The 21478-nt window shown below is 73.6% G+C and carries 16 protein-coding genes; 6 read left to right on the plus strand and 10 right to left on the minus strand.

The window, feature by feature from the left end; translation table 11 throughout:
• Positions 1 to 27: 27 nt before the first annotated feature.
• A complete protein-coding gene (locus LCN96_RS39935; RefSeq protein WP_225267602.1) occupies positions 28 to 1224 on the minus strand; it encodes a cytochrome P450 in 1197 nt (398 codons plus the stop codon).
• Positions 1225 to 1311: 87 nt separating this feature from the next.
• On the opposite strand from LCN96_RS39935, the gene LCN96_RS39940 reads away from it, so the two are divergent.
• Entirely contained in the window at positions 1312 to 1866 is a 555-nt protein-coding gene (locus LCN96_RS39940; RefSeq protein ID WP_225267603.1) for a TetR/AcrR family transcriptional regulator, read from the plus strand.
• Between the two features lie 12 nt (positions 1867 to 1878).
• On the opposite strand, the gene LCN96_RS39945 is transcribed toward LCN96_RS39940, so the two are convergent.
• Together LCN96_RS39945 and LCN96_RS39950 are read right to left on the minus strand one after the other, a co-directional pair.
• The gene (locus LCN96_RS39945; protein WP_225267604.1) at positions 1879 to 3381 is read right to left on the minus strand and encodes a phytoene desaturase family protein; all 1503 of its coding nucleotides are present in this window, start codon (positions 3379 to 3381) and stop codon (positions 1879 to 1881) included.
• Between the two features lie 81 nt (positions 3382 to 3462).
• Positions 3463 to 4353, minus strand: a complete 891-nt coding sequence (locus tag LCN96_RS39950) for a LysR family transcriptional regulator (RefSeq protein WP_225267605.1) — start codon at positions 4351 to 4353, stop codon at positions 3463 to 3465.
• Between the two features lie 70 nt (positions 4354 to 4423).
• Between LCN96_RS39950 and LCN96_RS39955 the strand changes: the two genes are divergently transcribed.
• From LCN96_RS39955 to LCN96_RS56905, 4 genes are all read left to right on the plus strand, one after another.
• On the plus strand, positions 4424 to 5605 hold the full coding sequence (locus LCN96_RS39955; RefSeq protein WP_225267606.1) for a YeiH family protein: 1182 nt from the start codon (positions 4424 to 4426) through the stop codon (positions 5603 to 5605).
• 119 nt (positions 5606 to 5724) lie between these two features.
• On the plus strand, positions 5725 to 6651 hold the full coding sequence (locus tag LCN96_RS39960; RefSeq protein ID WP_225267607.1) for a pseudouridine-5'-phosphate glycosidase: 927 nt from the start codon (positions 5725 to 5727) through the stop codon (positions 6649 to 6651).
• A complete protein-coding gene (locus LCN96_RS39965; RefSeq protein WP_225267608.1) occupies positions 6648 to 7577 on the plus strand; it encodes a carbohydrate kinase family protein in 930 nt (309 codons plus the stop codon). Before LCN96_RS39960 ends, LCN96_RS39965 begins: the two co-directional genes overlap by 4 nt.
• 83 nt (positions 7578 to 7660) lie before the next feature.
• Positions 7661 to 10081, plus strand: a complete 2421-nt coding sequence (locus LCN96_RS56905; RefSeq protein WP_263657377.1) for a hypothetical protein — start codon at positions 7661 to 7663, stop codon at positions 10079 to 10081.
• Here the strand turns inward: LCN96_RS56905 and LCN96_RS39975 are convergent.
• On the minus strand, positions 10071 to 10664 hold the full coding sequence (locus LCN96_RS39975) for a helix-turn-helix domain-containing protein (protein ID WP_225267609.1): 594 nt from the start codon (positions 10662 to 10664) through the stop codon (positions 10071 to 10073). The genes LCN96_RS56905 and LCN96_RS39975 overlap by 11 nt on opposite strands.
• 70 nt (positions 10665 to 10734) lie before the next feature.
• On the opposite strand from LCN96_RS39975, the gene LCN96_RS39980 reads away from it, so the two are divergent.
• Positions 10735 to 12054, plus strand: a complete 1320-nt coding sequence (locus tag LCN96_RS39980) for an erythromycin esterase family protein (RefSeq protein WP_225276157.1) — start codon at positions 10735 to 10737, stop codon at positions 12052 to 12054.
• A 51-nt stretch (positions 12055 to 12105) separates the two neighbouring features.
• Here LCN96_RS39980 and LCN96_RS57225 read toward each other — a convergent pair whose 3' ends face one another.
• The 6 genes from LCN96_RS57225 to LCN96_RS40015 form a co-directional block, all read right to left on the minus strand.
• A complete protein-coding gene (locus LCN96_RS57225; RefSeq protein WP_311132042.1) occupies positions 12106 to 15234 on the minus strand; it encodes a helix-turn-helix transcriptional regulator in 3129 nt (1042 codons plus the stop codon).
• Between the two features lie 113 nt (positions 15235 to 15347).
• Entirely contained in the window at positions 15348 to 15782 is a 435-nt protein-coding gene (locus LCN96_RS39995; RefSeq protein ID WP_185102821.1) for a GNAT family N-acetyltransferase, read from the minus strand.
• Between the two features lie 46 nt (positions 15783 to 15828).
• Complete coding sequence (locus LCN96_RS40000; RefSeq protein WP_225267610.1) at positions 15829 to 16965, minus strand: acyl-CoA dehydrogenase family protein; 1137 nt, start codon at positions 16963 to 16965, stop codon at positions 15829 to 15831.
• A gap of 3 nt (positions 16966 to 16968) precedes the next feature.
• Positions 16969 to 17874, minus strand: coding sequence for a hydroxymethylglutaryl-CoA lyase (locus LCN96_RS40005; RefSeq protein WP_225267611.1), 906 nt, complete (start codon positions 17872 to 17874; stop codon positions 16969 to 16971).
• Positions 17874 to 19907 carry an acetyl/propionyl/methylcrotonyl-CoA carboxylase subunit alpha gene (locus tag LCN96_RS40010; RefSeq protein ID WP_225267612.1) on the minus strand — a complete coding sequence of 678 codons (2034 nt, stop codon included), beginning with the start codon at positions 19905 to 19907 and terminating at the stop codon, positions 17874 to 17876. Before LCN96_RS40010 ends, LCN96_RS40005 begins: the two co-directional genes overlap by 1 nt.
• 3 nt (positions 19908 to 19910) lie before the next feature.
• Positions 19911 to 21464 (minus strand): carboxyl transferase domain-containing protein, encoded by a 1554-nt coding sequence (locus tag LCN96_RS40015; RefSeq protein WP_449867119.1) that lies wholly within the window; start codon positions 21462 to 21464, stop codon positions 19911 to 19913.
• Positions 21465 to 21478 lie beyond the last annotated feature (14 nt).

Below are 21478 nucleotides of genomic sequence, written 5' to 3' on the forward strand. Positions count from 1 at the left end.
AACGACCTCACAGACGATTCATGAGGATCACCACGCCACGGGCATCGAGGTGAGCCCGAAGATGGCTCCATCGTACTTGGCGGGCAGTTCCGCTTCCGCCACCGCGAGCCGCAGGCCGGGCAGGCGCTCGAACAGCGCGCGCAGCGCGATCTCCAGCTCGGCGCGCGCCAGGTTCTGCCCCAGGCACTGGTGCACGCCGTAGCCGAAGGCCACGTGGTGGCGGGCGCCGCGCTCGACGTCGAACGCGTCGGGCCGCTCGAACGCCCGCTCGTCCCGGTTGGCGGAGGCGCCGAGCACGAAGATGCCCTCTCCCTTCCTGACGAGCTGCCCGCCGATCTCCTGGTCCTCGACGGCGACCCGGTCGAAGGCCACCCAGTCCACGATCGAGTGGTAGCGCAGCAGCTCCTCGACCGCCATGGGCCAGCGCTCCGGGTCCTCGCGCAGCACGGCGAGCTGGTCCGGGTGGCGCAGGAGGGTGAGCGCGGCCAGGGGGATCATGTTCGCGGTGGTCTCGTGGCCGGCGACGAGCAGCAGGAACATCACGCCCACCAGCTCGTCGTGGGTGAGCCGCCCGCCGGTGATCAGCCGGCCCAGCAGGTCGTCCCGCGGGGCCTGCTCCGCCTTGGTGACGAGCCCGTCGAGGTACTCCCTGATCGCGAACGCCGGCTTGTGGAAGTCCCCGTCGGAGCTGAGCATCTCGCGGGTGCGCGCCTGGAAGAACTCGCGGTCGGCGTACGGGACCCCGAGCAGCTGGCAGATCACCAGCGAGGGCAGCGCCAGCCCGAACGCCTCGACCAGCTCCGCCTCCGAGCCCCGCGCGAGCATGTCGTCGATGAGCTGGTCGACCAGCGCCTGGATGCCCGGCCGCAGCTCCCTGATCCGCCTGACGGTGAACTCGGGGATGAGCAGCCGCCTGAACCTGGTGTGCTCCGGCGGGTCCAGGTCGATGAAGTGACCCGCCAGGAACCTCTCCATGGCCGCCGCCTCCTCGGGCGACGGCGGCGGCCCTGGACGCAGGGCGGCATTCGGATGGCCGGGCGTGGCCGGGCTGGTGCTGATGCCGCTGCCGGCGAGCACCTGCTGGGCCTCGGCGTGCCGGGTGACGAGCCAGACGTCCCCGCCGGGCAGCGAGGTCCTGACGAGCGGAGCCTCCTCGCGCATCCGCTCGTACTCGGGCGGCGGCGCGAACGGGCAGGTACGCGGGACCGGGAAGGAATGCGCCATAGTGTTGCCCCCAAAGAAGCCGATCGCATTGCTTACTTACGCGAAAGTAAGCAATGAGACGATGGGCCGTCAAGTGATGGGAGCGGGATGGCGGGCCGGCGGACGGACACACGTGAGCGGATCCAGCAGGTGGCGCTGGAGTTGTTCGCCGAGCGCGGATACGACAAGACCTCGCTGCAGGAGGTGGCCGAGCGGCTGGAGATCACCCGCCCGGCGCTCTACTACCACTTCCGCACGAAGGAGGACATCCTCGCCAGCGTGGTGGACCGGCTCTGCGACTCGATCGACGAGCTGACGGCCTGGGCCGCGGAGCAGCCGAGGACTGCCGAGTCGCGCCGGGAGATCCTGCGGCGCATGTCGGAGCTGATGGAGGACCAGTGGCGGCCGATGTTCAGGTTCGCCCAGGTCAACCAGGGTGTCATGCAGCACAACGTGGCCGGGGAGCGGATGCGCAGCCGGATCGTCGGCATGTTGTCGGTGCTGGCGACGCCGGGAGCGAGCGCGGTCAAGCAGTTCGAGGCCAGGCTGGCGGTGTTCGCGGTGATCCTCGGAAGCGCGCCGTTCCTGTTCGACATGGACCTGAACGAGGCGGAGCGGGCGGACGTGGCCCTGGAGGTGGCCACCAAGCTCGTCGCCGATTGAGCCTCCCGGCTGTTAGCGCAGGAGTGCCATGGCGGCGTTGTGGCCGCCGATGCCGCTGACGCCGCCGCCCCTGCGGGCGCCCGCGCCGCACATCAGGATGCGCTCGTGCTCGGTCTCCACGCCCCAGCCGCCCCGCTCGGCGTACGGCCAGCTCAGGTCGGTGTGGAAGATGTGACCGCCGGGCAGGCCGGCGTCGCGTTCGAGGTCCACGGGGGTCTTGACCTCGACGCAGGGAGTGCCGTCGGGGGCGGTGAGCAGGCAGTCCTCGATGGGCTCCGCGAGGACCGCGTTCATGGAGGCGAAGGTGGCGTCCAGGGCCTGCTTTCGCGCCTTGTCCGGATTTTTCCTGAAAAGGCGGGCGGGCAGGTGCAGGCCGAACAGCGTCATCGTCTCCGCCCGGCCCCGCAGCTCGGGGCCGAGGATCGACGCGTCGGTCAGCGAGTGGCAGTAGACCTCGGCGGGCGGCAGCTCGGGCATCTCGCCGCGCGCCGCCTGCGCGTACGCCGCCGCGAGCTGCTCCTGCCCCTCGTTGATGTGGAACGTCCCGCTGAAGGCCGCCCGCGGGTCCACCGAGGCGTCCTTCAGCCGGGGCAACCGCGTCAGCACCATGTTGACCTTGAGCTGGGCCCCCTCCGGCACCGTCACCGGCCGGCCCATCAGCCGGTCGAGCACGGCAGGCGGCAGGTTCACCAGCACGTGGCCGCCGGTCACCGTGTGCTCGCCGTCCTCCGCCACGAACGTCACCTCGCCCTCCGGCGAGATGCCGACGATCTCGGCCCCGGTCCTGATCTCGGCGCCCGCGCGCCTGGCCGCCGCCTCCAGCGCCCCGGAGACCGCGCCCATGCCGCCGACCGGCACGTTCCAGTCGCCGGTGCCGTCGCCGATCACGTGGTAGAGGAAGCACCGGTTGGCCAGCAGGTCGGTGGCGGGGTCGGCGAACGTGCCGATCAGCGCGTCGGTCAGCACCACGCCGCGCACCGTGTCGTCGCGGAACCGCTCGGCCACCGTCTCCCCGATCGGCCGCGCGAACAGGTCCCGCCACGCCTCCGGCCCGACCAGGCGCTCGATCTCGGCCTGCGGGCGCAATGGTTCGAGCAGCGTGGGGGCCAGGGCGCGCGCCACCTCGGCCGTCATGCCGTAGAAGCGCCGCCACGCCTCATGGTCGGCCTCGCCGCCCGTCACGTTCCTGAACGAGGCCGCCGTACGCAGGTCGTCCTCGTTGTCCACGAGCAGGCCCGTGTCGCCCGTGGGGGTGTAGGAGGCGTACCGGCGGTGGCGCAGCTCCAGGTCGAGCCCCAGGTCGCGGACGATCCTGCCGGGCAGCAGGCTCACCAGGTAGGAGTAACGCGACAGGCGCACGTCCACGCCGGGGAACGCCCGCGCGGAGATCGCCAGGCCGCCCACGTGCGTGTACCGCTCCAGCACGAGCACCCGCCGCCCGGCGCCGGCCAGGTACGCCGCCGCGACCAGCCCGTTGTGCCCGCCGCCTGCCACGACCACGTCATACGAAGCCACCCTCGCACCTTACGACCCGCCAGTCCCCACCCGTCAACGCCCCACCAGACCCTGCCTCCGCCTGCTGACCCCCGCGGCCGGTCAGGGACGGCCGGCGATGGCCAGCAGCGTCGCGGCGGGGCCGGTCAGCGGGCGGCCCCGCCGCCACACCGCGCGCAGGCTGCGGACCAGGTTCACCCCGGTGAGCGGCACCTCGACCAGCCGCCCCGTGGCCACGTCCGACTCCACCGCGTGCCCGCTCAACACGGCGGGCGCCACCCCTGCCTGCGCCGCCCCCTTCACCGCCGAGTTCGACCCCAGCTCCAGCCGCGGGGTGGCCCGCTGCATCGCGGCGAAGGCCACGTCGAGCGTCTCGCGCGTCCCGGAGCCGGGCTCGCGCACGACGAGCGGCGTGGCGGCCAGCTCAGGCCCCCGCAGCACGGTACGCCGCCGCGCCCACGGATGCGCCGGCGCCACCACGACCACCAGCCGGTCGGTTCCCACGACCCGCACGTCGAGCCCGTCCGGCACCGTCGGCCCTTCGACGAACCCCAGCTCCACCTCCCCGGCCAGCACCCGGGCCGCGACGTCCGCCGAGTTCACCACGTCGAGCCCCACCTGCACCTCGGGCTCCCGGTGCTGCAGCTCGCCGAGCCAGCGCGGCACGAGGTACTCGGCCACCGTCATGCTCGACGCCACCCGCAGATGAGCGGCCTCGCTCAGGCGTACGGCCTGGACCGCACGCATCAGCTCCTGCGCCGCGGCCAGCACCTGCGCGGCCCAGCCGGCCACCATCTTGCCCTCGGCGGTGAGCGTGGAGCCGCGCGGGGTCCGTTCGAGCAGGGGGAGGCCGAGGCGGCGTTCGAGCAGGGCGATGCGCTTGCTGGCGGACGGCTGCGCGATCCCGGCCGCCCTGGCGGCGCGGCCGAGGCTGCCCAGCTCGCCGACGTCCACGAGGAGCTTGAGGGAGTCGAGGTCGGGCAGCGCACTCATAGCCTCAGGCTATGACCTCACAGGCAAGGAGTGGCTACCGGGCGGTTCTCCCGCTCCCGAGACTGGGATCATGCTCACCAGCCCGCACGACCCGGCCACCCGCGACCACCCGCGACGGACCCCGGCGGGCACCTCGCGAGACCCTCGGACCCGCCTGGCCGGTCGTAGCCGCTGGACCGCTGCGGCCCTCACCGGTCGCGGCTTCCGGACCGGTGTGGGTGTGCTCGGCCCGCTCTGGCCCGGTGTGGCCGTGACGGCCGTGGCGGTGGTGGGGGCGGTGCTGGTCAACCGGCTCGTCCCGGCCATCGCCCCCGCCGTCGTGGCCGTCGTCGCCGGGGCGGTGACGGCGAGTGCGGCGGGCGTCGGCGAGCGGCTCAGGCCGGGCCTCGCGTTCGTGTCCAGGCGGGTGTTGCGGGTGGCGGTCGCCCTGCTCGGCCTGCAGATCGCCGTGCCCCAGGTGCTGGCGCTGGGCTGGCAGAGCCTGGCCGTCGTGGTGGTGGCGACGGGGGTGACGTTCGCCGCGACGCCGCCGATCGGGCGCAGGCTGGGGCTCAGCCCCGGCACGTCCCTGCTCATCGCCACGGGCGTGGCCATCTGCGGCGCGGCGGCCATCGCCGCGATGCGGGAGAGCACGGACCTGCCCGATGACGACGAGGCCGCCGCGAGCGCGCTCGGCGTCGTGGTGCTGTACGGGACGGCGGCCATCGCCGTGATCCCCCTGCTGGCCTCCGCCCTCGGCCTGTCGTCCGCCCAGCTCGGGGTATGGACGGGCGCGGCCGTGCACGAGGTGGCGCAGGTGGCCGCGATCGGCGCCGCGTCGGGCGTGCTGGCCACGGCCGTGACGGTCAAGCTGGGCCGGGTGATCCTGCTCGCTCCGATCGTGGCGCTGACGGCGTGCCGGAGACGCACGACCCTGACCGCCGCGCGGCACGAGAAGCGGGCGGATCCGGCCGTCGCAGGGTCGCAGGCCCGGGGGCGGCGGGAGGGGGGTAGGCGGCCGCCGGTCGTGCCGCTGTTCGTGGTCGCGTTCCTGGCGCTGGTGGCTCTGCGGAGCACCGGCCTGGTGCCCGCAGCGGTGACGGACGCCCTGCCCGGGACGACGAACGTGCTCATGGCCGCAGCCCTGTTCGGCCTCGGCACCGGCATCGACGTGCGTAAGCTCGCCCAGGGCGGCCGGGCGGCGCTGCTGGGCGGCATCGCCACGGCGATCATCGCGGTGACGTCCCTGGCGGGGGTCGCGCTCCTCGTGTGATCCTCGGAGTGGACGACCGGGCCGGAGGGCCCGTACCCTGCTCCGTTCGGAACAAATACCGCGAGAGCGGCCGTTCCGGTAAGCAGGTCCAGCACCACTCGAGGAGCAAGAAACCCACCATGCGCAGCACCACCGACTCCATCCTGCAGCCGTCCGACGAGGTCGCCGAGGCCCTGGCGGCCGGCGCGCCGGTCGTGGCGCTGGAGTCCACGATCATCTCCCACGGGCTGCCGCAGCCGCGCAACCTGGAGGTGGCGCGGGAGCTGGAGGGAGTCGTACGGGCGGCGGGCGCCGTGCCGGCCACGATCGCCGTCCTGGACGGTGTGCCCCGCATCGGCCTGGACGAGGCGGAGCTGGAGCGCATCGCGTCCGAGCCCGGGCTGCGCAAGCTGGGCCAGCGGGACCTGCCCCTGGCGGCGGCGCTGAAGGCCAGCGGCGCGACCACGGTGTCGGCCACCTCGTTCCTGGCCGCGCGCGCCGGGATCCGGGTCTTCGCCACCGGCGGGCTGGGCGGCGTGCACCGTGGCTGGGCCGAGGACCAGGACGAGTCCGCCGACCTCGACACGCTGGCCGGCACCCGGATCACCGTGGTCTGCGCGGGCGTCAAGTCGATCCTCGACGTGCCGGCGACGCTGCAGCGGCTGGAGACGCGGGGCGTGAGCGTGGTGGGGTTCGGCACGGACACCTTCCCCGGCTTCTACCTGCACTCCTCGGGCCAGCCGATCGACTGGCGGATCGAGTCGCCCGACGAGGTCGCGGCCGTCATGCGCGGCCAGGACGCGCTGGGCGGCCCCGAGACGGCGCTGATCGTGGCCAACCCGGTGCCCGAGGACCAGCAGCTCGACCCCGAGCTGCACGACCGGGTGCTCGGTGAGGCGCTGGCCGCCGCCGAGCGCGAGGGGGTCAAGGGGCAGGCGATCACCCCGTTCCTGCTCGGTTACCTGGTGAACGGCACCGCCGGCGCCTCCCTTGAGGCCAACCTCGCCGCCGTGCGCGGCAACACCGCCCTGGCGGCCCGGATCGCGGTCTCCTGGGCCCGATCGTGACCGACGGCGCCCTCCTGATCGTCGGGGACGTCGTCACCGACGTGGTGGCGTTGCACGGCTCCCCGGTGCGCTCCGGCACCGACACCTCGGCCGACATCGTGCTGCGCCCCGGCGGATCCGGCGCCAACACCGCGGCCTGGGCCGCCTGCCTGGGCGCCGAGGTGCACCTGCTGGCCAGGCTCGGCTACGACAGCAGCGAATGGCACACCACCGAGCTGGTGAAGACGGGCGTGCGTCCGCACGTGGTGGTCGATCCCGACCGTCCGACGGCCGTCGTGATCGCGATGGTGGACAGGACCGGCGAGCGTTCCATGCTCACCAACCGCGGCGCGGGCGGCCTGATCTCGGCGGCCGACTGGGACCCCGCCCTGCTCGACGGCGTGGCCAGGCTGCACCTGTCGGGTTACATCCTGTTCGCCGAGGCCGGGCTGGGCCTGGCCAGGCAGGCCATGGCGGACGCCGCCGCCGCGGGCGTCGCGATCAGCATCGACCCGGCCTCCACCGGGCCGCTGCGCGACTTCGGCGTTGAACGTTTCACCCGGGAGACGGCGCAGGCCGGCCTGATCATCCCGAACCTCGACGAGGCCCTCCTGCTCAGCGGGGCCGAAACGGCGGAGCGGGCGGCCGTACACTTGAGTGAGAGATATGGCACAGCGGTGGTGAAGCTGGGTGCGCGGGGCGCGCTGGCCGCCGTGGACGGCGAGGTGGTGGCCACCGCTGAGGGGGTGTCCGCCGAGGTCGTCGACTCCACGGGGGCGGGTGACGCGTTCGCCGCCGGGTTCCTCGCCGCGAAACTCCTCGGCGCCGACGAACAGGCCGCCTTGCAGGCGGGTTGCCGTGCTGGTGCCGAATGTGTGGCCCAGGTGGGCGGCCGTCCACGGTACGGTTTGGATCTGAACCGTCTTTACCCTATTCACACTGATTGATAGCTTGCCGCGTAGGCTGCACCATTAGCCACATGCGTTACGGGCAGCACCACGCGGCTCACTGGGGAGGATAAGGTCCGCCGATGGAAGTCGAGTCATCGATCTGCCTGAGCGACCTAGTCCCTGCGCTGCGTTGGAGCCGCCCGCAGCAGGTGGCCGAGGCGCTGGGTGATCCGCGCCTGCCCGCGGGGTGGTGGTCCTCTCTGGCGCTGTCCAAGGCGCTCGGCACGGCGGGGCTCGACTGGATCTGCGAACGCCTGGCCCGGCTGGCCTCCTCCCGCTGGGACCACCTGCCGCTGGCCGACCTGCTGCCCGCGCTGGCGGTTCACCACATCGACCCCTCGCTGCCCGGCTGGCCCGAGGCCACCCGCACGGCGATCGCCGGCCTCGGCGGCTGGCAGCGGCTGCGCCGCCTGTCGCCCAGCGACCTGACCACGCCGTCGGCCACGCCCGAGGTCGTGATCGGGTCGGTCTTCCGCGAGATCCTCGGCCGCATCCCGGCCCAGCGTGAGGCGCCCGTGGCGGCGGCGTCCGCGCATCCGGAGGTCACCCGGCCGCTCCAGGTGGGGCAGCAGCCCTCCGGCACGGGGGCGTTCCCCGCGCAGCCCGCGCGCCAGACCGGCTCCTTCCCGCTGCCCGCCGCGGCCGACAGCGGGGCCACGGCCCGCCAGACGGGTTCCTTCCCCGCCGTGGCCGGCGACCGCCAGACGGGGTCCTTCCCCGCCGTGGCCGGCGAACGGCAGAGCGGGCCGTTCCCCGCCACACCGCCCGAACGGCAGAGCGGCCCCTTCCCCGCCACGCCCGGGGACCGGCAGACAGGGTCGTTCCCGGCCGTGCCCGGTGATCGGCAGACAGGGTCGTTCCCGGCCGTGCCCGGTGATCGGCAGAGCGGGCCCTTCCCCGGCAAGCCAGGCGACCGTCATACCGGCTCCTTTCCCTCCGTCGCCGAAAGCGGGCCGGGAGCGCGCCAGACCGGGTCGTTCCCGGCGGTTCCCCCCGAACAACGCTCCTTCCCCGCGGCGGACGGCGCGCAGGGCTCGCGTGAGACGGGCGCGTTCCCCGCGCAGGGCGGGCCGCGCCAGGGGTTCGCGGGCGAGGGCGGCCTGCCCCAGCGTCCGGCCCCCGGCCAGCAGGAACGCCTCCCGCAACGCCCCACCGGCCCGCAACTCCCGTCCCGTCCCGGCGCTCCGGGGGCCACGAGCCCGGCCGCCGGCACGCCGGGCGTCCCCAGCCCCGGCGCCGGCACGCCAGGCGTCCCCGGCGCCCCTGGCGCTCCCGGCTCCCGCCCCGCCGGCTCCCCGCTCCCCGGCTCCCCGCTCCCCGGCGCACCCGCGCCCGCCCCGGCCTCCGGCGGCCCGCACACCGGCTCGATCCCGCCCATCCCCGGCGCCGCCGACCCCGCCAAGGGCACCCCGGCCTACGCCACCCCCGCCCCCACGGACACCGACCACGCGATGGTCCGGGTCGTGGACAGCCTGTTCCGCAGCCTGGACAAGCTGGAGCTGGCGGTAGCAGTGCACCGGCTGTTCGCCGAGGACCCGGTCAGCCTGCGTACGCTCGCCCACAAGATGCTGGTCGAGCGGGAGTCGCTCTCCCATGCCCAGCGCACCGCCGAGGAACGCGTCCTGCAGTGGCTGCGCTCCTCCGAGTCCGCGCCGGTCACCGGCCACATGTTCCGCCTGACCGAGTGGCTCGGCGCGGCGGCCACCGAGGAGCAGCTCATCGGCGCCGACCCGGCTCACCCGGTGATGGTGCCGTCGCTGCGCACGCCGCTGTGGCGGGTGCTGGTGACGCTCATGCCCGACCGCCGGCTGCAGGACGGCTGGCTCGTCGTGGGTGACATCCACGGCCTGCAGGCCCGTACGAGGCAGCTCCTGGCCACCAGCCCACCGGACGCCGACGTCGTGGAGCTGATGGGCGAGCTGGGCATCCGCGCCCACTCGGCCAAGGCGTGGCTCGACGCCCTGCCCGCCGAGTCCGCCTCCGCCCCGGCGGCCACCGCCTCGTCTCCCGCGCAGCCCCTGCCCCGGCGCACGCCGGGCGCCAACGGCCACCATCATCGCGGCGGCCAGCCCGTCCCGCCCGCGACGGCCGGCTCCATCGACCCCTCCGCCGCCCTCGCCACGCTGTCGGCGCTGTCGGGCGGCCGCTCGCCGATGTTGCCCACCGGCGGGCTGGCGGGCGCCCCGTCCACGCCTCCGCCGCCGCTGCCGAGCCCGTCCTCCGACCCACGCCGCTGGCAGCGCATCGAGGTGACGCCCGAGCACCTGCGGGGCGGCCCGGTGGCGGTGCCCGAGGGGTACGCCGCGCAGCTCGGCATGCGCCCCGGCACCCTGCTGTCGGTGACGGGGCCCGGCGACAACGCGATCGTCCTGGTCTGGCAGGGCCACCAGCCGGTCTTCGACTCGCTGCAGCCGGTCCTCATGCGCCTGAACGCCCGCCCGGGCGACCAGGTGTACGTTACGGTGGACGGCTACCGCCTGGAGGCCCAGCTCACGGCCTGACGCCGTCACCACCCTCGGCGGGGCCGCCCGCCGGGTGGTCCGTGGGGTCGTCCGTGGGGTCGTCCGTGGGGAAGAAGATCGCGCTCATCACGTACGGCCTGCGCCGCCCCCCCGGTCCGTTGTCGGCCCGCGCCCTGAGCACCTGCCGCAACTCCTCCGCGACCTCCCCCATCTCCTCGGGGCTGAGCCACAACGTCCCCTGCCGATACCCCACGCGGTCAACCTCCGGGTCGGCCCCGGGCCGCTCCAGATAGGCGTTGAACTCGGCGAGCAGCGCCGCCATGGCCGCCGCGAAGCCGTGCCGGTGGTCGTCCAGCGACATCGCCCTGGCCGTCTCGGGATCGACGCGCGTGGCGTCGCGGCGCAGCCGGTAGTGGCGCTCCACCATCCCCCGCACCCGCTGCTCGCCGGCGACCTCCAGCAGCCCGGCGTCGGCCAGCAGCCCGACGTGCCGGTAGAGGGTCGTCTTGGGCACGTCGGGCAGGCTCTCGCACAGCTCGGACGTGGTGCGCACGCGCCCGCCCGACAGGGCCCACATGATGCGCAACCGGATGGGATGCAAGATCAGCTCCAACGTGTCCATCCGCCAATGTTCCCACAACTGGTACTGTTCCCAAAGTTGGGAACAGTCGTGGAAGGGGACCTCAGTGACCATGCATGTGACGGCCAGGCTCAGCGACCAGGCGGTGATCCCTCTGCACACGCTGGATCCCGCCGCCCCGCTCGACGATCTCGCCTGGCTGGACGAGGCGATCGGAGACGCGCGAGTGGTGGCGCTGGGCGAGAGCGCGCACTACAACCGCGAGACCTACGAGTTGCGCCACCGCTTCCTGCGTTACCTGGTCGAGCGGCTCGGGTTCGGCGCGTACGCGATGGAGACAGGCTTCACCGAGGGCTGGCGGGCCGATGCCTGGGTCAGGGGCGGTGACGACCACCTCGGCGAGGTCATGGCGAGCGGCGCGACCTCCCTGACGGGCCTGTGGCGGCAGTTCGGCGCGCACCTGGAGTGGATGCGCCGGCACAACGCCGCCGCCGCGCGCCCCGTCGGCTTCTACGGCATCGACCTGGGCGGCCAGAACGCCTCCCTGCTGCCCGGCCTGGACGCGGTGACTGCCTACCTCGCACAGGCTGATCCCGGCTTCGAGCTCGATCCGGCCATCAGGGAGACGGCCTCGCTCCTCGCCGCGACGTCCGCGTTCGCCGCGCCCGCCACCCTGGCCGCCTACGCGCGACTCCCCCTCGGGACGCGGCACGCGCTGACGGCGGGCCTGGCCGACCTCGCCGCCCGCATGCGGGGGCGGCGCCTCGAGTACGTGCGGCACACCGGCACTCAGGCGTACGAGCGAGCCCTTCGTTCCATGTCGCTCCTGGTCACCCTGGAGGCGGTCGTCCGCGACCTGAGCCGCGGCGATCAGCGCAGCGTGATGTACAACCGTGACGCCGCGATCGCCGACACGGTGGAGTGGATCCTGCGCGGGGAGGAGCGGATCCTCCTGGTCGCCCACAACGGCCACCTCCAGCGCTGGCCCGGCGTGCTGCCCGGCATGGACCCGGTGACGCCGACGGGCATGCACCTGGCCGACCGGCTCGGCGCGGACTACCTGGTCATCGGCGCCACCTTCGGCACCGGCCAGATGCTCAACGCCGACGCCGCCGCCTTCCAGTCCGGCGCCCTCTTCGCCCCTGCCCAGCCACCCGAGCCGGGCAGCCTCGACGCTCTCATGCACGCCAGCCACGACGGGCCCTTCGCCACCGACCTGCGACGGCTGCCACCCGCCGACGTCGATGCCGTCCGTGCCGCCACCGTGCAACGTGCTGGTTTCGGTACGTTCTACGCGCCCGTGAGCCCGTTGGACGCCTATGACCTCGTCGTACACGTGCCCCGGGTCACGGGGGCCACGCCTGACGAGGGCGCGCTCGCCTGTTCGCCTCCGGAGGTGCGGGAGGTGTTCTCCTCGTACGCACCGCAGTGACCCGATCCGGCGGAGAGGGACGTCGGCACGGCGGGCGGCGGGTGGCGGGTGTCAGTCGAACAGGCGCAGGCGGTGGGCGGTGGCCGCGGCCTCGCCGCGGGTGGCCGCGCCCAGCTTGGCCAGGATGTTGGACACGTGCACGCTCACCGTCTTGATCGAGATGACGAGCACCTCGGCGATCTCGCGGTTGCTCCGCCCCGCCGTGACCTCGCGCAGCACCTCCAGCTCGCGGGCCGTGAGCCCGAGCGGCTGCCCGCCGGTGCCCTCCTCCGCGCCGCCCCCCATACCGGCGCCGCCGATCCTGGCTCGCCGCCCGAACGCGTCGAGCTGTTCCAGCAGCGGCGTGGCGCCCAGCTCGCGGGCGAGGTCGCGGGAGCGGGTCAGGCGGGTCGCCGCGCCCTGCCGGTCGCCGGACGCGAGTGCCGCCTGGGCCGCCGCGACCAGGCTGAGCGCCTCGGCGTACGGCTCCTTGAGCGCCTCCCACGCGCCCACCGCCAGGTCCCAGGCCTTGAGCCGCCAGGCGACCGCCTCGGTGGTGTGCTCCAGCGGCGCCTCCGGCCCCGTCAGCGCGATGAACGTGAGCCGGTGCGCCTGCTGCAGATCGCCCTCCACCCGCAGGTCCGCGCCGAGCGCCCGCAGCCGCGGCAGCAGCGACAGCGCCAGGTGCGCGACCGCCCCCAGCGCGCCGGAAGCCCTCAGCCCGCCGGACGCCCCCAGCACCCCGCCGACGCCGAACGCGCCGGCCGTCCCACGGTCCGCGACGTCGAGCCCACCGGACACCCCGGGGCCATCGGGGGCCCCGGGCGCACCGGGCTCAGCCGGGGACGCCTCTGCGAGGCCCGCTGTGGCGCTCAGCAGGCGTGCCGACGGCACCACGAGCCAGACGAGCTGCGCGACGGTCACCAGCAACGGCCAGGAGTAGCGCGGGCTGCTCACCAGGTCGCGCTCGTCGAGGGCGCGGGCCGCCATCTCCACCGCCTGGTCGAGCTGCCCCCGCGCCTGCAGGAGCCGGATCTCCCTGCACAAGTGCGGCAACGTCGTCTGATCCCGGTAACTGCCCCGGGACAGCACGCTGCGCGAGGCGTCCAGCAGCTTCTCGGCCCGGTCGTACTGGCCTCGCGCCAGCGCGATGTCGGTGGCGAAGCCCTGGAGGCTGGCCCGGTAGGGGGCGGGCGGCGCGAGCTCCAGCGCGTGCTCGACCACCTGCAGCGCCTCGTCCCAGCGCCCGAGCGAGACCAGCGGCTCGGCCAGGTTGATCGACAGGAACGTGCCGGACGTGCGGGCCAGGCCGTACTGGCGGGCCTCCTCGACCCCCTCGCGGGCGACCTGCGCCGCCCGCTCGTGCATGCCGGCGCCTTCGAGCGCGTCGGACTCGGAGATCGCGCACCGCATCAGCGCGTTGTACGCCTCACCGCGCCGGGCGATGGCACGGGCCCGGGCGAACGCGTCGAGCTGGGAGCCCATGTCGGAGTAGCAGGAGTGGCCCCAGGTGAGGCTGATCAGCGCGTGCGCCTCGACGTTGGTGTCGCCCACCTCGTGGCCGATCTCCATCGCGTGCCGGGCGGTGGCCTGGCGCTCCGGCCGGTCTTCGAGCCGGTGCAGCATGCGCGAGAGGCTCTCCAGCACCTGGCCGCGCAGCTTGAGCTGGTCGGCGGGCACCAGGGCGGCGGCGGCGCGCAGGTCTTCGAGGTGGCCGGTGCGGCCCAGGTCGTAGCGGGTCAGGCCGCGCTGACGCAGCAGCATGGCCGCCCTGATCGGGTCGACGCAGTGGTCGAGCTCGTCGAGCGCGACGCTCGCCAGGGCGATGCTGCGTTCGTACTCGCCGGACAGGTGCGCGACCGTGGCCGTCTGCCGCAGCACGTCGATGCGGTCGCCGCCGATGCGCTCGGCCGCGTCGGGCACCTGGTCCCACAGCTCCAGCACCCGGGACAGCATGCGCAGCTGCTCGTCGTAGGCGGTGGACTTGCGGGCGGCGGCGGCCGCGCGCCAGGCGCTGATCAGCGCCCAGGTGGAGTCGTGCGCGGAGTGCCAGTGGTGGGCCAGCTCGATCGCGCCGCGCGGGGCGGGCAGGATCGACAGGTCGCGCTCCAGCGCCTCGGCGTAGCGGGTGTGCAGGCGGACGTGCTCGCCGGGCAGCAGGTCGTCGTGGAGCGCCTCGCGGATGAGCGCGTGGCGGAAGCTGTAGCCCTCGCCGTCGACCACGAGCACGTTGCCCGCCACCGCGGGCCGCAGCGCGCGTGACAGCGCGCCCTCGTCGAGCCCGGCGACGGCGCTGATCAGGGCGTGCTCGATGCGCTGGCCGCCGGCGCTGGCCACGCGCAGCAGCTCCTGCGTCTCCTCCGGCAGCCGCTCGACGCTGGCCAGCAGCAGGTCGCGCAGCGACTCGGGCAGCGCCTCGCCGCCGCCGCACTCGTTGAGCAGCGCCTCGACGAACAGCGGGTTGCCCTCGCTGCGCGCGTAGATCAGGTCCATGTCGGCGGCGGACGGCTCCCGCTCCAGGATGCCCGCCGCCAGGGCGACGGCCTCCTTGCGGGTGAGCCTGCGCAGCTCGGCCCTGCTGACCCACTCGACCCGGCCCAGCTCGGCGAGCAGCGGCCGCAGCGGGTGGTTGCGGTGCAGCTCGTCGGTGCGGTAGGTCACCACGATCAGCAGCCTGGCCGCCGTACGCTGGTAGCGGACCAGGAACGTCAGCAGGTCGCGGGTGGAGCGGTCGGCCCAGTGGGCGTCCTCCACGATGAGCACCACGGGGCGCTCCTCGGCCAGCCGCTCCAGCAGCCCGAGCACCTGCTCGAACAGCCGCGCCCTGGCCTCCGGCCCGTCCTTGCCGGGCTCGCCGAACTCGGGCAGCAGCCGCGCCAGCCCGCGCGCGTTGCCGCCGGGCACGAGCGCGGCCACCGCGTCGCGGCCCAGCTCCCGCACCAGCCCGCGCAGCACGGCGGTGAACGGCGCGAACGGCAGGCCCTCCGTGCCCAGCTCCAGGCAGCCGCCGACGAGCACCAGCGCGTCGCCGGCCCGGTGGTCGACGAACTCCTTGATCAGGCGGGTCTTGCCGACCCCGGCCTCGCCGCCCACCAGCACGGTGGACGACGCGCCGGCGCGCGATCGGGCCAGGGCGTCACCGAGAGCGGCGAGCTCGCGGGCACGCCCGACGAACAGGGGACTCACGGCGTGGATACTCACGCCCTAAGGATGCCATCCGCCCACGACAGAAACGTGCGACAGCCCCGCGATACGCGCTCAGCGCACAACTTCGCGGAAGCTCACGCAGGCGCCGCCAAGGCCCCTGTACGCGCTCAGCGCAGGACCTTGCGGAAGAACGTGGCGGAAGCCTCATACCCCAGCGCGTGGTAGAACTCCGGCGCCCGCCGCGTCGCCATCGCCACGTAACCCGCCTCGCGCGACCTGGCCCACCGCTCGAACTCCTCCAGCAGCGCCCGCCCGATCCCCTGCCGCCGCGACCCGGACCCCACCATGGCCTCCTCGACCCAGGCGACGGGCCCGTTGGCGAACAGGGTCAGATGCACGAACCCGAGCAGGTATCCGTGCACCCGCCCGCCCACGACGGCCGTCAGCAGCAGGGCGTCGTCGTTGGCCAGGAGCGCGGGCAGCGCGGCGTCGAAGGCGTCGCGCTCGGGCCTGAAGGTCAGGCCGAACTCGCGGGCCAGCGCGAACACCTCGTCCGCGTCCGACTTCTCCGCCCTCCTGATGAGAAGATCGTCAGCCGTCATGACCAACGACCCTAGATCGTGGCGAGCGCATAAGGCAAACACCTGTTCACAGGTCCCCCAGCCCGAGTTGCCGCGCGATGAGCATCCGCTGCACCTCGCTGGTGCCCTCGCCGATCTCGAGGATCTTGGCGTCGCGGTAGAACCGGCCGACGGGGAACTCGTTCATGAACCCGTAGCCGCCGAAGATCTGCGTCGCCTCCCGCGCGTTGTCCATCGCCGCGTTCGAGGAGACCAGCTTGGCGATCGCCGCCTCCTTCTTGAACGGCACCCCGGCCAGCATCTTCTCGGCCGCGTGGTAGTAGGCCAGGCGGGCGGTGTGCGCGCGGGCCTCCATGTCGGCGATCTTGAACTGGATGGCCTGGTAGTGGCCGATCGGGTGGCCGAAGGCCTTGCGGTCCCTGACGTACCGCACGCACTCGTCCACGCAGCCCTGCGCCAGCCCCACGCCGATCGCCGCGATCGCGATGCGGCCCTCGTCGAGGATCTGCAGGAACTGGGCGTATCCCCGGCCGCGCTCGCCCAGCAGGTTCTCCGCCGGGACGCGGCAGTCGGTGAACGACAGCTCCCGCGTGTCGGAGGCGTTCCAGCCGACCTTGGAGTACTTCTTCGACACCGCGAACCCGGGCGTGCCGCTCGGCACGAGGATCGTGGAGATCTCCCGCTCGCCGGTGAGCGCCGCCACGCCGACGACGGCGGTGATGTCGGTGCCGGAGTTGGTGATGAACGCCTTCGTCCCGTTGAGCACCCATTCGTGGCCGTCCAGGACGGCTGTGGTGCGCATGCCACCGGGCACGTCGGAGCCGCCGCCCGGCTCCGTGAGCCCGAAGGCGCCCAGCCGCTCGCCGGCGGCCATCCCGGGCAGCCACTCGGCGCGCTGCTGCTCGGTGCCGTACCGGAAGATCGGCATCGCGCCCAGCGACACGGCCGCCTCCAGGGTGATGGCCACGCTGGAGTCGACCCTGGCCAGCTCCTCCAGGGCCAGGCAGAGGGCGAAGTAGTCGCCGCCCATCCCGCCGTACTCCTCGGGGAACGGCAGGCCGAACAGCCCCATCGCGCCCATCTGCCGCACGACGTCGTACGGGAACTCCTCCCGCTCGTAGTAGTCGCCGATCACCGGCGCGACCACGTCGCGGGCGAACGCCTCCACCGTCTTGCGCAGTTCTTCGTACTCGTCGTTGAGCATGTCTCAGCCTTTCGAAAGCGCCTGTACGACGCGGGACGGGCTGGGCCTGCCGAGCAGCTCCGCCAGCCAGGTGCTGGTGGACACGAGCTTGCCCAGGTCGAGGCCGGTCTCGATGCCGAGGCCGCGCAACATCCAGACCAGGTCCTCGGTGGCCAGGTTGCCGGTGGCGGACTCGGCGTAGGGGCAGCCGCCGATGCCGCCCGTGGAGGCGTCGATGGTGGTGACGCCCGATCTCAGCGCTGCGAGGGTGTTGGACAGCGCCTGTCCGTAGGTGTCGTGGAAGTGCACGGCCAGCCGCTCCGGCGAGCGGAACGCCTCGATCAGGGCCGTGACGTGGCCGGGCGTGCCGACGCCGATCGTGTCGCCGAGCGACAGCTCGTAGCAGCCCAGCCCGAGCAGCCGCTCGCCGACCTGGACGACCTGTCCGATCGGCGTGGGCCCCTCCCAGGGGTCGCCGAAGCACATCGACACGTACGCGCGCACCTTGACCCCGTTGTCCAGCGCCCTGGCCACCACCGGCTCGAACATCTCGAACTGGCTCTCCAGGCTGCGGTTCAGGTTCTTGGCGGCGAACGTCTCGGTGGCGCTGGCGAAGATGGCGATCTCGTCCACGCCCAGGTCGAGGGCCCGGTCGAGGCCGCGCAGGTTCGGCACGAGCACGGGGTAGCGCACGCCCGGCTTCCTGCGCAGCGTGGTCAGCAGCCGGTCGGCGTCGGCGAGCTGCGGCACCCACTTCGGGTGCACGAAGCTGGTCGCCTCGATCACCTTGTGCCCGGCGTCCGCGAGCCGGTCGATGAACTCGGCCTTCACCTCGACGGGGACGATCGCGGACTCGTTCTGCAGGCCGTCGCGCGGGCCGACCTCGTAGACGGTGACCTGGTGCGGAAGACCTTCCATGCTGTACGGCATCACGCCTCCTCGCTGGTGACCACGGCCAGGACGGCGTCCATGTCGACCGGCTGCCCGGCCCGCACGGACAGCTCGGAGACGACGCCGTCGCGCGGCGCCGTGACCGTGTGCTCCATCTTCATGGCCTCCACGATGAGCAGCGGCTGGCCCTCGTTCACCCGGTCGCCCTGCTGCGCCTTGACCACCAGGACGGTGCCGGGCATGGGGCTCCTGACCACGCCGTCTGCCGCCCCGGTGGCGCCCGCCCGGTCGCCGGGATCGCCGATGAGGTGCCGGATGAACGACCAGGACGCGCCGTCGCGGCCGAGCCACAGGGTGTCGGCGTCGCGTACGCACAGGTAACGGGCGGTGCGCCCGCCGAGCGTGACGAACAGCTCGCCACCGCCGCCCGCACCGCCGCCCGCACCGCCGCCTGCGCCGCCCTCCGCGCCGCCGTGCGAGGCGCCGTGTGAGGCGCCGTCCGCGAGCCGGATGCGCACCGGGACCGCTTCGCCATTTATCGCGACTTCGGCGGATTCTTCGGGCAGGCCGCGCACCTTGACCGCGTGCACCCCGCCCCTGGACTCCAGCCGCCACGTCGTCCAGGCCCGCTCCCCGAGCCGCCACCCGTCGGTGACCTCCCACGGATCGTCGCCCTGGGGCATGGCGTGGAAGACGAGCGCAGCCGCGGCCACGACCTCCTCGGGAGGCGCCGCCTCGCCCACCAGCTCGGGCAAAACGCGCTCCACCAGGCCGGTGTCCAGCTCGCCCGCCACGACGGCCGGGTGGGCCGCCAGCGCCCGCAGGAACGGCACGTTGGTCACCACGCCGAGGACGGCCGTGGCGGCCAGCGCCCGGTCCAGCGTCCTGAGCGCCGTGGCGCGGTCGGGCGCCCAGGCGACGACCTTCGACAACATCGGGTCGAACTCGCTGCCGACGACACCCCCCTCGGCCAGCCCGGAGTCCACCCGCACGACCGGCCACGCACCGCCGGCCGCCGCGCCGCCGGGCTCCCGCAGGGCCAGCACCTGGCCGCCGGTCGGCAGGAAGCCGCGCGCGGGGTCCTCGGCGTACACGCGGGCCTCCACCGCGTGCCCGTCGAGCCGCACCTCCGCCTGCCCGAACGGCAGCGGCTCCCCCGCCGCCACCCGCAGTTGCAGCTCCACCAGGTCCAGCCCCGTCACCAGCTCGGTGACCGGGTGCTCGACCTGCAGCCGGGTGTTCATCTCCATGAAGTGGTAGGCCCCGGTGGTGCCGTCCACGATGAACTCGACGGTGCCCGCGCCCACGTAGCCGACCGAGCGGGCGGCCTCCACCGCCGCCGCGCCCATCGAGGCCCGCGTCCCGGCCGAGACGAACGGCGACGGCGCCTCCTCTATGATCTTCTGGTGCCTGCGCTGCAGGCTGCACTCGCGCTCGCCCAGGTGCACGACGTTGCCGTGGGTGTCGGCCAGGACCTGGATCTCGATGTGGCGCGGGTTCTCGACGTACCGCTCGATCAGCAGCGTGTCGTCGCCGAACGCGGCCCGCGCCGTCCGCCGCGCCGACTCCAGGGCGTCGGGCAGCTCGGCGGCCGACCGTACCAGCACCATGCCCTTGCCCCCGCCGCCCGCGGACGGCTTGATCAGGGCGGGGAAGTCGCGCCAGCCCTCCAGGCCCGGCTCGGTCGCGCCGGGCACGACGGGCACCCCGGCGGCGGAGACGGTGGCCTTGGCGCGGATCTTGTCGCCCATCGCGTCGATGGCGCCGGCGGGCGGGCCGACGAACACCACGCCCGCCTCGGCGCAGCGCCGCGCGAACGCGGCGTTCTCGGCGAGGAACCCGTAGCCGGGGTGGACGGCCTGCGCCCCCGAGGCGAGCGCCGCCTCCACCATGGCCTCGATGTCGAGATATCTCGGCACCTCAAGGGCGAGGTCCGCCTCGCGCACATGCCTGGCGCCCGCGTCGGACGCCGTGTGCACGGCCACGGACGTGATGCCGAGGCCGCGCAGCGTGCGCGCGATCCGTACGGCGATCTCGCCCCTGTTGGCGATCAGAACACGGTCGAACAGCATGCGTCACATCCGGAAGACGCCGTAACCGGCGGGCTCGAGCGGCGCGTTGGCCGCCGCGGACAGCGCCAGGCCCAGGACCGTGCGGGTGTCGAGCGGGTCGATCACCCCGTCGTCCCAGAGCCTGGCCGTGGAGTAGTAGGGGTTGCCCTGGTGCTCGTACTGGGCGCGGATCGCGTCGGGATCGGCGTCGCCGACCGTGGTCAGCACGTTGGCGGCCTGCTCGCCGCCCATGACGGAGATGCGGGCGTTCGGCCACATCCACAGGAACCTCGGCGAGTACGCCCGCCCGGCCATCGCGTAGTTGCCCGCCCCGAACGACCCCCCGATCACCACCGTGAACTTGGGCACCCGGGCGCACGCCACCGCCGTCACCATCTTGGCGCCGTGCTTGGCGATGCCGCCCGCCTCGTACGCCTTGCCGACCATGAAGCCGCTGATGTTCTGCAGGAACAGCAGGGGGATGCGGCGCTGGTCGCACAGCTCGATGAAGTGCGCGCCCTTCATCGCCGACTCGCTGAACAGGATGCCGTTGTTGGCCAGGATGCCCACCGGGTGGCCGTGGACGTGGGCGAAGCCGGTGACGAGCGTGGCTCCGTACTCGGCCTTGAACTCCAGGAAGCGCGAGCCGTCGACGATCCTGGCGATCACCTCGCGCACGTCGTACGGCTGGCGGGTGTCGGCGGGCACCAGCCCGTACAGGTCGCGGGGGTCGTGGCGGGGCGGCTCCGGCGCGATCGTCTCCCAGGGCCGCGCGGCGCGCGGCGCCAGCGTGGAGACGATGTCGCGGACGATGGCCAGCGCGTGCGCGTCGTCCTCGGCCAGGTGGTCGGTGACGCCGCTGACGCGCGCGTGCAGGTCGCCGCCGCCCAGCTCCTCGGCGCTGACCTCCTCGCCGGTCGCCGCCTTCACCAGCGGCGGGCCGCCCAGGAAGATGGTGCCCTGGCCGCGGACGATGACCGCCTCGTCGCTCATCGCGGGCACGTACGCGCCGCCGGCCGTGCACGAGCCGAGCACGGCGGCGATCTGCGGGATGCCGCGCGCGGACATCGTGGCCTGGTTGTAGAAGATGCGGCCGAAGTGCTCGCGGTCCGGGAACACCTCGTCCTGCCTGGGCAGGAACGCTCCACCGGAGTCCACGAGGTAGAGGCAGGGCAGGTGGTTGTGCAACGCCACCTCCTGCGCGCGCAGGTGCTTCTTGACCGTGACCGGGTAGTACGTGCCGCCCTTCACGGTGGCGTCGTTGGCCACGATCACGCATTCGCGGCCGGAGACCCGGCCGACACCGGTGATGATGCCCGCGGCCGGCGCCTGGTCGTCGTAGAGGCCGTCGGCGGCCAGCGGCGACAGCTCCAGAAAGCGGGAGCCGGGGTCGAGCAGGCCGTCCACGCGCTCGCGCGGCAGCAGCTTGCCGCGCTCGACGTGCCGCCGCCGCGACCGCTCGGGCCCGCCGAGCGCGGCGGTCGCCAGGCGGTCGAGCAGGTCGGCGGCGAGCCGCTCGTTGAGCTCGGCGTTGCGCTTGTACGCCTCACTCCCGGGCTCCACAGCCGTCTTCAGCACCGGCCAGTCGCTCC

The organism is Nonomuraea gerenzanensis (genome assembly GCF_020215645.1).
Classification (GTDB): Bacteria; Actinomycetota; Actinomycetes; order Streptosporangiales; family Streptosporangiaceae; genus Nonomuraea; species Nonomuraea gerenzanensis.